This is a genomic window from Streptomyces sp. CA-251247 (assembly GCF_050952975.1).
GTDB lineage: Bacteria > Actinomycetota > Actinomycetes > Streptomycetales > Streptomycetaceae > Streptomyces > Streptomyces achmelvichensis.
In genome coordinates, this window is sequence record NZ_CP191861.1 from 3582402 (window position 1) to 3595093 (window position 12692).

Sequence of the window (12692 nt, forward strand, 5' to 3'; positions counted from 1 at the left end):
GGTTGAGGCATCAATCAGGCACGTTTGTTCGATCCGACCCAATGCTCCACATTTACCCCGTTGCTTTCGAAAAAACGACCATGGCACGATGCTGTGCATGACGGAGAACGGGGGCGGCTCCGAGGAGCCGGGTCAGCAGTCGAAGCTGGCCGATTTGGTTGACTCCACGACGATTTCACCAGCGGGGACGAGGGCGGAACCACCGTCGGAAGAGGACCTCGTAGCACGCGGCAAGCACGAATTTGCCGTGTTGCTCGGCGAATTTCGGCGTACGGCCGTGCTGGTGCCGTTCGACGAACAGGACAGCCTCTGGACCGCCGACCAGAACGGCGTCCGCTGGATCTGCGCGTTCTCGAACGAGGAGTCCCTGGCCCGGTTCGCCGAGGCCCAGGGCGGCGCCGCCCGTGAGTGGAGGTATCGCACGATCCTCGGTGCGCGGCTGCTCGATGTGATGGTGCCGATGCTCGGCATGCCTGCCGGTGTGGCGCTCGATGCGGCAAGCGACGACGGAATGCTCTTCCCGCCGGTGAAGGGCATCGTGCCCGACGCCGTGGCGGTCGACCTCGGGGGAACACAGTGAGCGGCGAAGGCTCCGATCTGAACGTACCGCCGGCGGCTCTCGCCGACATCGCCAAGGGCATCAACCTGGCGCATGCCGAGCTGAAGGATCTCGGCATGATCGGCGAGGCGAGCGTGGGACGCGGGTTCTCCGATCTGGCTCTGTCCGGGATGGAGTTGGGCCACACCGGCCTGACCGACCAGTTCCAGACGTTCTGCGACCGCTGGGAGTGGGGCGTGCGGGCGCTGACGCTGCGCGGGAACGGCTTCGCGCAGGGCGTCGGGCTGTCGGCCGGCTCGTTCGCCGAACAGGAGCAGTACGTCAAGGACTCGATCAAGATCGGGGTGAACTCCCTCAACGGCAACCCGCACTTGACCGAGGAAGAGGTCAAGGGCATGAGCTGGGACAAGATCAGCACCCAGTCCGCTTTCGACGGTGCCACCTGGAGCGGCGAGTCCTTCTCCGAAGCCCAGAAAGAGGTCAACCAGACCTGGAAGAACACCGGTTACGACGTGATGGACGCCCAGATGGACTCGATGGAGCGATCGGGTCTCATCGACTCGAAGGTGCGGGACACGGCCGACGCGGATCTGCGGGAAACGTTCGATCCGGATGAGCAGACCATCGCCCAGGCCGAAGAGCCGCGTTGGGGGGACAACCGCTGATGCCGGACTGGGGAGAGTGGGCCGACAAGGGCATCAATGTCATCGACAGCGGCATCGACACGGCCAAGGAGAAGGTCGGCGAGGGTGTCGACTGGGCGACGGACAAGGTCGGCGACGGCCTGGACAAGGTCGGTGCGCACGACTGGGCGGACTCCGTCGAGGACTGGGGCGACGAGACCGCCTCCTCGCTCGGCGCCGAGGTGGGCGAACAGCAGCTGGGCCAGACCGAGGAGGCCAATGAGCTCATCCACGGCAACCCGGGCAAGATAGCCGCCACCGTGAAGAACCTGCGGGACTTCCAGAAGGCGTTCGACCTCGTCGGCGGCGGGATGAAGAAGCTCGACTCCAGCCACTGGAAGGGCGAGGCGGCCAGCACCTTCCGGGAGAAGTTCCAGACCCTGCCGACCGACTGGCTGCACGCGGCGGACGCCTTCGAGGATGCGGCGAAGGCGCTGGAGACGTACTCCAAAGCAGTCACGAGCGCGCAGGGGAAGGCCAAGGAGGCGATCGCCCTCTACAAGGAGGGCAACGAGTCCTCCAAGACGGCGGCCGACACCTACAACAAGAAGGTCGACGCCTACAACGCGGCCCGCAACAGCGACAACCCGCCGGCGCGCCCCGAACCCTTCTCCGATCCGGGCGTCGCCAAGCGGGAGCGGGCGCACGAGATCCTCAAGGAGGCCCGGCGCCACCGCAACGAGTCGGCGGACACGGCGAAGTCGGCGGTCACGGCGGCGTTGGCGCACGCGCCGCAGGAACCCACGGGCAGAAGGAAACTGACGCTCGAGCTCGCGGACTACGGCATGGGCCAGGGTGTCGAACTGGCCCACTTCGGCGGCGGCGTCATCAAGGGCACGGCAGGCCTGGTGAACTTCGTCCGCTCGGTCAACCCGATCGACGCGTACAACATCACGCACCCGGCGGAGTACTGGAAGGGCCTCAACACGACGCTGGCGGGCCTGGCCTCGACGGCGGCGAACCCGGACAGGGCGCTGAAGAACGCGTGGGAAGCGGCGAAGGGCGACCCAGGGGAGTTCTTCGGGCGGCTGGTGCCGGAGGTGCTTGGAACGAAGGGCACAGGCCTGGTTCGGGGAGGTGTGCGTGCCGGGCTGAAGACCGGGGCGAAGGACCTTGCGGACCAGCCGCCGGGGAAGGGGCGTGCGGGGCACGACAAGGACCCGGACGGCAACGGCAACCAGTGCAGCAAGGTGAAGTGCGAAGGCGACCCCGTCGACATCGCGACCGGCCGCATGCTCCTGCCACAGACGGACATCACCCTGCCGGGGTCTCTTCCTCTGATCTTCCAGCGGACCTTCGACTCCTCCTACCGCGCCGGGGGCTGGTTCGGCCCGACCTGGTCGAGCACGGCGGACCAGCGCCTGGAAATCGACTCCGAGGGTGTGGTGTTCCTCTGCGACGAGGGGAGCCTGCTGGCGTATCCGCATCCCGCGCCCGGTGTCCCCGTCATGCCGACGCACGGCCGCCGCTGGCCTCTCGAGCGAGTTGGTGACGGCTACACGATCACCGACACCGAGACCGGACGGGTGTCGCATTTTGTCGACCACACAGCGGAGACGGCGCTCCTCGCCCAGGTCGACAACCGCAACGGCCGGTGGATCAGCTTCGAACACGACGAGGCCGGCGCCCCGACGGCGATCGTCCACCACGGCGGCTACCACCTGAAGCTCACGACGGATGCCGGTCGAATCACCGCGCTACACCTGGCGGGCGCTGCACCTGATGGCACCGATCAGGAGATCCTGCGGTACGGCTACACCGACGGCCACCTCACCGAGGTCACCAACTCCTCGGGCCGGCCGGTGCGCTTCGGCTGTGACGAGCAAGGCCGCATCACGTCTTGGACGGACACCAACGGCAGTCACTACGACTACGTGTACGACGAGCTCGACCGCTGCGTGTACCAGTCGGGCACGAATGGACACATGGAGTCCCGCTTCACGTGGGATGACACGGACCCGGAAACCGGGATGCGCCAGACGTCCCTAACCGACGGGCTGGGCCACACGAAGAGGTTCCTGATCAACGAACGCTCACAGGTCGTCGCGGAGATCGACGCGATGGGGGCAGTGACGCGCTTCGAACGCGATCGGTACAACCAGTTGTTGTCGGTGACGGATGCGCTTGGTCACGTCACCCGCTCGACGTATGACGAGCATGGCCGACTGACCACCGTGGCTCGTCCGGACGGCCGCGAGTTGCACGCAAAGTACAACGAGCTAGGGCTCCCCGTACACGTCCGGGCGGCGGACGGAACGGCTACGCGGCAGACGTACGACGAGCGGGGCAACCGCACGTCCGTCACGGACGCTTCAGGGGCGACGACCCGCTTCTCGTACGACGAGGTGGGACACCTCACCTCGGTGACAAACCCCCTGGGGCACACTTCGTCGGTGCGCGTCAATCGCGCCGGCCTGCCGGTCGACATCACCGACCCTCTGGGCGCGACCACACGGTACGAGCGGGACGCGTTCGGCCGGCCTGTCCGGGTCGTTGACGCCCTCGGCACGGCCACGCAGCTGGAGTGGACGGTGGAGGGCAAGCCGTCCCGGCGCATCGAGCCGGACGGCACCGAGCAGTCGTGGACCTACGACGGCGAAGGAAACTGCGTCAGCCACACCGACGCCATGGGCGCAGTATCGACCTTCGAGTACACAGACTTCGACCTTCTGGTGGCCCGCACGGGCCCGGACGGCGTGCGGTACGAGTTCAGCCACGACAGCAACCTCCGGCTGACCCGGGTCACCAATCCGCAGGGCCTGACGTGGGACTACGAATACAACGCGGCCGGGCAGCTGGTGTCGGAGCTCGACTTCGACGACCGGGCCCTGACGTACGCGTATGGCCCGTCGGGCCGAATCGCCACCAGGACGAACGGCCTCGGTCAGGTGGTGCGATTCGAGCACAACGAGCTCGGCCAACTGGTGCGCAAGGACGTGGCAGGTGTGGTCAGCACGTTCACGTACGACATCTTTGACCAACTTGCCGCTGCGACCGGCCCGGACGCGACACTGCAGCGCGTCCGGGACAGGTATGGCCGCCTGGTCTCCGAGACCGTGAACGGTCGTACGATCTCGTTCACACACGACGCGATAGGGCGACGAACAGGTCGGACGACGCCGGGAGGTTCGACGAGCACGTGTTCGTACGACAGGGCGGGCCGTCGTACAGCACTGACATCCTCAGGCCGAACGTTGACGTTCGCCCACGATGCCCTCGGCCGTGAAACCTCCCGCAACCTGGCCGACTTCGCCGTCCTGACTTCGTCGTTCGACCCGATGGGCCGCCTCACCACGCAAGAGGTCAGCAGCAGCACAGGTCACCGCCTCCAGTACCGGGCCTACGCCTTCCGCGCGGACGGAGCAATCGCCAGCATCAGCGACGAACTGTCCGGTGCCCGTCATTTCGACTTTGACATGGCGGGCCGGGTCACGGCCGTCCATTCGCGCGACTGGACGGAGCGGTACGCCTACGATGCCGCAGGCAACCAGGCGGAGGCTTCCTGGCCTGCCGGCCACCCTTCGCAATCCTCGACGGGCATACGCGCCTACCAGGGCACCCGCATCGCCAGCGCAGGGTCCGTCCGCTACGAACACGACGGTCAGGGCCGGATCGTGCTACGCCAGAAGACCCGTCTCTCACGGAAGCCGGACACCTGGCGCTACGAGTGGGACGCGGAGGACCGTCTCACGGTGGTGACGACGCCGGACGGCACGGTTTGGCGGTATGCGTACGACCCGCTGGGCCGTCGCATCTCCAAACAGTCTCCGCTGGAAATCGTCCACTTCACCTGGGACGGCACGAATCTCTGTGAGCAGAGGTCCGAGGACATCACCCTCACCTGGGACCATGCGGGGCTGCGTCCCCTTGCCCAGACAGAACGCCGAAACGCCTCAACCGACGAGCGCTTCTTCGCCATCGTCACCGACCTCATCGGTACGCCGACGGAACTCGTCGATGAATCGGGCGAGGTGGCTTGGCGCACCCGCACCACACTTTGGGGCACGACTGCCTGGACCCGTGACGCGAAGGCATACACACCGCTCCGATTCCCGGGCCAGTACTTCGACCCTGAGTCGGGCCTCCACTACAACTACTTCCGCTACTACGACCCGGAAGTGGCTCGCTACCTCTCCCATGACCCCCTGGGCCTGGTCCCGGCCCCGAACGCAGCGACATACGTCAACAACCCGCAGACGTGGAGCGACCCGCTCGGGCTCTCACCGTGCCTCTTCGAGAATCGGATGCCAGAGCACCTGGACCGCGAGCTTGCTGACGCCGAACGCCTGGGAGTGAAACCCATGCGTGTCGGAGACGAGGGTTTCGACGACGTCATCAACGAGGGCACAGTGAAGTGGGCGGTGACGAAGGACGGGGAGCTGCTGTTCATCCCGAAGCATGTGCAGGGCACCGAGCTTAAGCACCCCGTGCTGACGAACGGAGCACCGGTACGTGCAGCAGGAGAAGCAGAAATCGCTGGAGGCGGAGGCAGCTACTTCGGGATGGAAGTCAACCGACAGAGTGGACACTACTGGCCCTCTGAAGAGAGCCTCGATATCGGCAAGGAGGCGTTTGAGCGTGCCGGAATCACCGTCCTCTGACAGTTCCAAGGAGACACATGGCTGCGACGAAGGCCAGACCGGGTTCCGTGGCGCCTCGCTGGAGGACCTGGAGGAGTACCTGCTGAAGCCCGAGGCGAGCTCCTGCTCGTCGGAGCGCTGGGAGCAGTTGCGTGACATCGCCGTCGGTGGCGTGCAACGCCATGATCTCTCCGACGAAGCCAGGCTCCGATGGGGCCGTCTCGCCCTCTCCGCAATCTCGAGAAAATACGGGGAGGGATCGCCACAGCGTGCGACGGCCGAAGCGGTCAACGTACGCACCTACATGATCAAGGAATTCGGCGTCAGTAACGCCGATCCGGCTCGGAACCTCTCCGCTCTCTGTTCGGACATCCGTCGGGACCTGGAAGTGCCGCTGAATGTGGCCACGCGGCTGGCCGAGGAGTGGCGGTCGGCCCCACGCGAGCAGATGCTCCAACTACGCCGCATCAAGAACATGCTCACCCCTTTGTTTCCGGTTCAAGCTCTCCTGGAGGGGGACGACCCAGTACTGCGGGACATTCGCGCCTGGCTGGCACTCGTCCCGAGGTTGCCGTGAACGGCGTACGCACTATGTAGCGGGCGGTCGGCCAACCTCTCGTGCGAAAGGGACCCAGAACCATCGTCGGTTCCGGGTCCCTCGGCCATCGATACTGACTGCCGCGCCGCGTCCGGTTCCTCAGGGGATGACCTCCTGTCCGGCCATCCAAGCGCCGCGGCCTTCGCCCACTCGGTCGGCGCACTTCCGAGGGGTGGTGTTCAGCTCTGCACCAACCTGATCCAGGTCATCGACGAACATCACCCGGTGCAGCGAACCCAGCATGTTCCCAGTGGTCAAGGCATCCGGCCAGCGCGTCCGGCCGGCCGTCTCTTCTGCCACTAAGACGAAGACCGGTCGTCGCTCACCAGTTCACCTGCTACGCGACATCGAGCCCCAGCCAGAGGCGTACCAACATGGCGGACATAGGCAGGATTCAGATCGAATCCGTAGAAGAGTCGAGCGACACCGGAGGGATCTGCATCGTCCGGTGCGTCGGGGGCGTGCCTCGCGTCGGCGATGTCTTCACCAGCGACGAGAGTTTCGGCCTCGGGCACCTCAAGGTGCGACTCACTCTGGATCGAATCGAGCGATACGAAGGGCGATTCGTGGAGTTCTTCGACCCTCCCCAGGCGGCCAGGATTCATGTTTCGGGAGAAGGTGTAGGCCTGCTCACCAGATGGTCGATCATCACCTCCGCAGCCGAGTCGGTCCCGCCGGACCCGTCATGAACGCACCTGACACCGACGCGACATGGGCATCCTTGACGGAGACAACTCTCGCGAGCATCGAAGCAAGCGACGCACGACGATTGAGCGTCGAGCGCTCGAGAGTGGCGCCAGAAGTCCGGGAAAAGATCACCGCGCCTGTCTACTCGCTCAAGAACAGGTTCTCGTTCTGGGAGCGATTGATTCGGCGCATGGAGGCCGACTGGCAGGTCGAGGGTCAGTACCCCATCAGTGCCTACTCCAACGACCTCGACTCCAGGGACCGGCTGCAGGCGTCCCTCAGCCAACTCCCCGACACCGCCCAGGCGGCCCTGGCCGGCCTCCTGAGAGCTCTCGACGAGCGCTTCATGCAGCGGACCGAGTCCGATGAGACCGGCGAACTCCGCCCTTGGCTGCGGCCATCCTCCGGTATGGCCCGGCACGGTTTCTGGCTGCGCAAACCCGTGGTCGTTCCCTGGTGAACCTCAGCGGATCGACCAGAGCTCCACCCCGCCCGTCCCTCATCGCGTACCGAATGCCCCACCCGCCCGCACCCCCGGTACACAACCCATCCCCCCTCCGGGTACCACCCGCGCCCCCGCACGCGTGTCTCCCCGGCCCGCCCCCAAGATCGCGGCAGCCTCTGGGGGCGTGACCACTTCACGGCTCATCCTCGCCGCCCTGCTCACCGTCGTCGCCGTCCCCGCCGCCGCCCTCGTGCCCCTTCAGGGGCCCCGCAGCGGCGCGCCGACCGTTCAGGCCCCCGGGGCGGGTGAGCTCTCCACGTACTGCCCGTACTCGTCCAGCACCCGCAGCACCTCGCTCTCACCCTCCGGCGGGAGTTGCAGCACGACCTCCTCCACGCCCAGTTCCGCGTAGTGCGCCAGCTTGCCCGGTGAGGGCAGGACCGCGTACGGGACCACCTGGAGGGAGTCCTCGGAGCGGCCCGCCGCCGACCAGGCGTCGCGCAGGAGCGGGAGCGACTCCGTCAGGCCGCGGCCGCCGATCGGGAGCCAGCCGTCCGCGTACTCCGCGATGTGGGAGAAGAGCTTCGGGCCCGCCGCGCCGCCGATCAGGGTGCGGGGGCCGCTGATCGGCTTCGGGTAGGCGTCGGACGCGCGGACCGAGCCGAACTCGCCCTTGTACGACGTCGGTTCCGCCGTCCACAGCGCCCTCATCAGGCGCATCCGGTCGCGGCCCAGTTCGCGGCGCGTCGTCCACTCGACGCCGTGGTCCGCCGCCTCCTCCTTGTTCCAGCCGAAGCCGAGGCCGAGCGTGAAGCGGCCGCCGGAGAGGAAGTCCAGCGTGGCGATCTGCTTGGCCAGGTCGATCGGATCGTGCTGGGCGATCAGCGTGATGCCCGTGCCGAGGCCGAGCTCCGAGGTGACCGCCGCCGCCTGGCCGAGGGCCACGAACGGGTCGAGGGTACGGCCGTACTCGGGCGGGAGTTCGCCGCCCGCGGGGTACGGCGTCATGCGCTCCACCGGGATGTGGGTGTGCTCGGGCAGATAGAGGCCGGCGAAGCCCCGGTCCTCCAGTTCCCGTGCGAGCCGTACCGGTGTGATCGTCTCGTCGGTCAGGAAGATCGTGGTCGAGATCCGCATACGGAACCCTCCGTCATCGTCTCTGGTGGCGGCCCAAACGTATGCCGTACGGTGCCAGATGCCGAGAGCCCGGCGACACCGGGCCAGGGCCTGTCTTCTCGATCAGGCCCTCGGTCACAACGGGGAGGTTCCGCTTCATGACGCGTGTACGTATCGCCACCACGGCCCTGGTGCTGTCCGGGGCACTGCTGGTGGGTGCGCCGGTCGCTTCGGCATCGCCCACGCCCACCGCGGTGACGGCGGTTCAGAAGCCGGGCTCTGCGCCCCAGGCCGGCACCTCGTCGACCGTCGCCCAGGCCGGCATTGAGACCTCGACGGTCGACAAGGCCCGCAAGAGCAAGAAGAAAAAGAAGAAGAAGTCGAAGGGCTTCGGGGCCGGGCTGATCATCGGTCTGATCATCATCGTCGCGCTGATCGTCATCATCGCGCTCCTCGTGCAGCGGCGGAAGAAGCAGACCGGCTGAGAACCGCCCCCGAAAGGCGGCCGCCATCCGCCGAACCCCTTCCCTTGCACGGCAGTTCACGGCTCAATACCAGGGTTTGAGTACACCACTCCTGTCCCACTCACCGCCCCTGGGGAGCCGACGCCATGTGCAAGGACGAACACGCGCTGGGTAGACGCGGACTGCTCGTGACGGGAGCCGCAGCCGCCCTTACCTTGGGCACTGTGAGCTTCGCGAACGCCGCGCCTGCCGGCGCCGGGGACAACACCGGCGATCACACCGAGGTCGTGCGCGGCACCCTGCCGCCCGGCTCGCCCGACTTCGTGTACCTCCCCGTCGAGATTCCGCGGGGCGTACGGGAACTGCACGTGGCGTACAGCTACGAGCGGCCCGTCGTGCCGCCGGGCACCCAGGGCAACGCCCTGGACATCGGCATCTTCGACGAGCGGGGCACGGCGCTCGGCGGGAAGGGGTTCCGCGGCTGGTCGGGCGGCGCCCGCACCGAGTTCTTCATCCGGGCCGACGAGGCGACGCCCGGGTACATCCCGGGGCCGGTACGCGCCGGGACGTGGCACATCGCGCTCGGGCCGTACACCGTGGCGCCGCAGGGTCTCGCGTACGAGGTGACCATCACGCTGCGGTACGGCGCCCCCGGCCGGACGCCGAAGCCTATCTATCCACCGGAGCGGGCCAAGGGCCGTGGCCGTGCCTGGTACCGCGGCGACTGCCATGTGCACTCCGTCCACTCGGACGGCCGGCGCACGCTCGCCGAGATCGCGACGCTGGCACGGGCCGCCGGGCTCGACTTCATCAACTCCTCCGAGCACAACACGCACTCCGCGCACGCGCATTGGGCGGACCTCGCGGGCGACGACCTGCTCATCCTGATGGGCGAGGAGGTCACGACCCGCAACGGGCATGTGCTGGCGCTCGGCACCGACCCGGGGACGTTCGTCGACTGGCGCTACCGCGCCAAGGACAACCGCTTCGGGCACTACGCGGGCGAGATCCGGCGGGCCGGCGGTCTGGTCGTGCCCGCGCATCCGCACGCCACCTGCATCGGCTGCAACTGGAAGTTCGGCTTCGGCGAGGCGGATGCGCTGGAGGTGTGGAACGGCCCCTACACCCCCGACGACGAGGTGTCGCTCGCGGACTGGGACAGCACGCTGGCCGTCGCCGCCCGCTCGCGCGGGCGCTGGACACCAGCCATGGGCAACAGCGACGCGCACCGCGACCCTGACCCCATCGGCACCCCGCAGACCGTGGTGCTCGCCGACGACCTGACCCGGGAGGCGATCCTCGAGGGCATCAGCGCGGGCCGCAGCTATGTCGCCGAGTCGAAGGCGGTGTCGCTGTCGTTCTCGGCGACGGGAGGCCGTGGGAAACAGGCCGGGATCGGTGAGCGCCTCCGCGTCGACGAGGACACCCCGGTGACGGTCCGGCTGGAGGTCACCGGTGCCCCGGGCTGCTCGGCGCGCTTCGTGACCGACCAGGGCGTGCTGCACACGGTGGCCCTGCCGGCGTCGGGCACGGGGACGGTGGAGTGGCGTACGACGCCGGAGTACGCGACCTATGTGCGCGCCGAGGTCCGGCACCCGGTGCTCGTGCCGGGGCTGCCGGGTCCGCTCGCCGCGTTCACCAACCCGGTGTTCCTCGGGAAGTAGTACACGGACGGGCTGCCGGGACCCCGCGGTGCGCTTACGGGCTGCCGGAACCCCGCAGTACACGGACGGGCTGCCGGGACCCCGCGGTGCGCTTACGGGCTGCCGGAACCCCGCAGTACACGGACGGGCTGCCGAGACCCCCCGGGACCGCGGCAGCCCGTCCGCCCGGGCCGGGTCAGCCCGTCCTGTCAGCCCGTCCTGTCAGCCCGTCCGGTCAGTCCGCCGTCACCAGCGACGGCGTGTCCTTCGTCAGCACCTCGCCGCGGAAGAACGCCGGGCTGCGGCGCTGCATCACCAGCATCAGCACCACGCCGAGCAGCAGCAGCCCGACGCCGATCACGAAGACCGAGCCGACGCCGAAGACCGCGGAGCCGCTGCCGTACGCCGGGTCCCACATGTCGTAGAGCGTCTTGCCGAACACCGCGGCCAGCAGGACACCGCCCAGCAGCGGGAACAGGCCCTTGAAAACGAAGTCCCGCCCGGAGTGCAGGAGTTCGCGACGGAAGTACCAGGCGCAGGCGAAGGCCGTGAGGGCGTAGTAGAAGCAGATCATGAGGCCGAGGGCGTAGATGGTGTCGACCAGGACGTGCTCACTGACCAGGGTCATCACCGTGTAGAAGACGCCGGTGGCGACACCCGCCACCACGGTCGCGCGGCCCGGGGTCTTGAAGCGCGGGTGGACGCGGGCGTACGACGGCGGCAGGGCCTCGTACGCGGACATGGCGAGCACCGTGCGGGCGACGGGGATGAACGTCGTCTGGAGGCTGGCCGCCGCCGACGCGAGGACCGCGAGGAAGAGCAGGATGCCGAGACCGGGGCCCATGACCGGGCCGGCGAGCGCGGCGAAGACGTTGTCGGAGGTCTCGGGGTTGGCGAGGCCGAGGCCCTTGTCGCCGGAGCCGACGGCCATCTGGGCGGCGACGCCGGTGGCGAGGTAGGAGCCGACCAGGACGACCATCGCGATGAGGGCGGCGCGGCCGGGGGTCCTGTCGCTGCCGGTGGTCTCCTCGTTGGCGGTCAGGCAGGCGTCCCAGCCCCAGTACATGAAGATCGAGAGGGACAGTCCGGCGGTGAAGGCGGCGAAGGACTGCACGGCGAACGGGTTCAGCCAGGAGAAGGAGAAGTCGAGACCTGTCGAGAACTCGCCACTGCCGGCCTTCTGGAAGGCCATCGCGACGAAGACGGCCAGCACGAGCAGTTGCAGGCCCACGAGCGCGTACTGCACGCCCTTGGTCGCGGTCATCCCGCGGTAGCTGATCGCCGTGGCGATCGCGATGAGGACGAGGCAGGTGAGGATGTGCACGGGCTTGCTGTCGTCGAGCGCCGCCACCGACTCGCTGCCGGTGATCTCGCCCGCGAGGAGCCAGAAGTACGAGGTGGCCACGCCCGCCAGGTTCGAGAGCACGATGATCGTCGCGATCACCAGGCCCCAGCCGCACATCCAGCCGAGGCGCGGCCCGAAGGCCTTCACGGTCCAGGTGAAGGACGTGCCGCAGTCGGGCATCACCCGGTTCAGCTCGCGGTAGGCGAAGGCGACCAGCAGCATCGGCAGGAATCCCGCCAGGAACACCGCGGGCATCTGCAGCCCGACCTCGCCGGCCGTGGAGCCGAGGGTGGAGGTCAGACAGTAGACGGGGGCGACGGTCGAGACGCCGATGACGGCGCTGCCCATCAGTCCGACGGAGTTGCCGCCGAGTCCCTTGGTGCGTACGCCCCCGTCGGAGGCGCCCCGTACCGTGTCTCCGGCCTGGGGCCGCGCATCCAGCTGAGTCATGAACAGGACGTTAAAGGCTGCGGTTTCCATATCCGGAGGTGCGAGATCCGGACACCGCTCCTTTCATTCCATGGTCCAGCGCGGGAAATGGTCACTGGATTGCAGGACGTTACCGACCTACA

10 protein-coding genes are annotated in these 12692 nt (G+C 67.8%); 8 read left to right on the forward strand and 2 right to left on the reverse strand.

Features of this window, described 5'->3' with window-relative positions:
• Window positions 1-97: 97 nt before the first annotated feature.
• The 6 genes from ACQPWZ_RS15625 to ACQPWZ_RS15650 all read left to right on the forward strand — a co-directional run bounded on the left by ACQPWZ_RS15625 (window position 98) and on the right by ACQPWZ_RS15650 (window position 7567).
• Entirely contained in the window at window positions 98-580 is a 483-nt protein-coding gene (locus ACQPWZ_RS15625; protein ID WP_433571639.1) for an SseB family protein, read from the forward strand.
• Complete coding sequence (locus tag ACQPWZ_RS15630; protein ID WP_433571640.1) at window positions 577-1224, forward strand: hypothetical protein; 648 nt, start codon at window positions 577-579, stop codon at window positions 1222-1224. The genes ACQPWZ_RS15625 and ACQPWZ_RS15630 overlap by 4 nt, the downstream gene beginning before the upstream one ends.
• Window positions 1224-5843 (forward strand): putative T7SS-secreted protein, encoded by a 4620-nt coding sequence (locus tag ACQPWZ_RS15635; protein ID WP_433571641.1) that lies wholly within the window; start codon window positions 1224-1226, stop codon window positions 5841-5843. Before ACQPWZ_RS15630 ends, ACQPWZ_RS15635 begins: the two co-directional genes overlap by 1 nt.
• Window positions 5815-6399 carry a hypothetical protein gene (locus ACQPWZ_RS15640; protein WP_433571642.1) on the forward strand — a complete coding sequence of 195 codons (585 nt, stop codon included), beginning with the start codon at window positions 5815-5817 and terminating at the stop codon, window positions 6397-6399. The genes ACQPWZ_RS15635 and ACQPWZ_RS15640 overlap by 29 nt, the downstream gene beginning before the upstream one ends.
• 395 nt (window positions 6400-6794) lie before the next feature.
• Window positions 6795-7109 (forward strand): hypothetical protein, encoded by a 315-nt coding sequence (locus ACQPWZ_RS15645; protein ID WP_433571643.1) that lies wholly within the window; start codon window positions 6795-6797, stop codon window positions 7107-7109.
• 101 nt (window positions 7110-7210) lie between these two features.
• Window positions 7211-7567: a hypothetical protein gene (locus tag ACQPWZ_RS15650; protein ID WP_433571644.1), complete on the forward strand. Its 357-nt coding sequence runs from the start codon at window positions 7211-7213 to the stop codon at window positions 7565-7567.
• 273 nt (window positions 7568-7840) lie between these two features.
• On the opposite strand, the gene ACQPWZ_RS15655 is transcribed toward ACQPWZ_RS15650, so the two are convergent.
• On the reverse strand, window positions 7841-8689 hold the full coding sequence (locus tag ACQPWZ_RS15655) for an LLM class F420-dependent oxidoreductase (RefSeq protein WP_433571645.1): 849 nt from the start codon (window positions 8687-8689) through the stop codon (window positions 7841-7843).
• 137 nt (window positions 8690-8826) lie between these two features.
• Between ACQPWZ_RS15655 and ACQPWZ_RS15660 the strand changes: the two genes are divergently transcribed.
• On the forward strand, window positions 8827-9153 hold the full coding sequence (locus ACQPWZ_RS15660; RefSeq protein WP_433571646.1) for a hypothetical protein: 327 nt from the start codon (window positions 8827-8829) through the stop codon (window positions 9151-9153).
• 125 nt (window positions 9154-9278) lie between these two features.
• Complete coding sequence (locus ACQPWZ_RS15665) at window positions 9279-10796, forward strand: CehA/McbA family metallohydrolase (RefSeq protein WP_405570507.1); 1518 nt, start codon at window positions 9279-9281, stop codon at window positions 10794-10796.
• A 214-nt stretch (window positions 10797-11010) separates the two neighbouring features.
• Here ACQPWZ_RS15665 and ACQPWZ_RS15670 read toward each other — a convergent pair whose 3' ends face one another.
• Window positions 11011-12570, reverse strand: a complete 1560-nt coding sequence (locus tag ACQPWZ_RS15670; protein ID WP_433571647.1) for an APC family permease — start codon at window positions 12568-12570, stop codon at window positions 11011-11013.
• Between the last annotated feature and the right edge of the window lie 122 nt (window positions 12571-12692).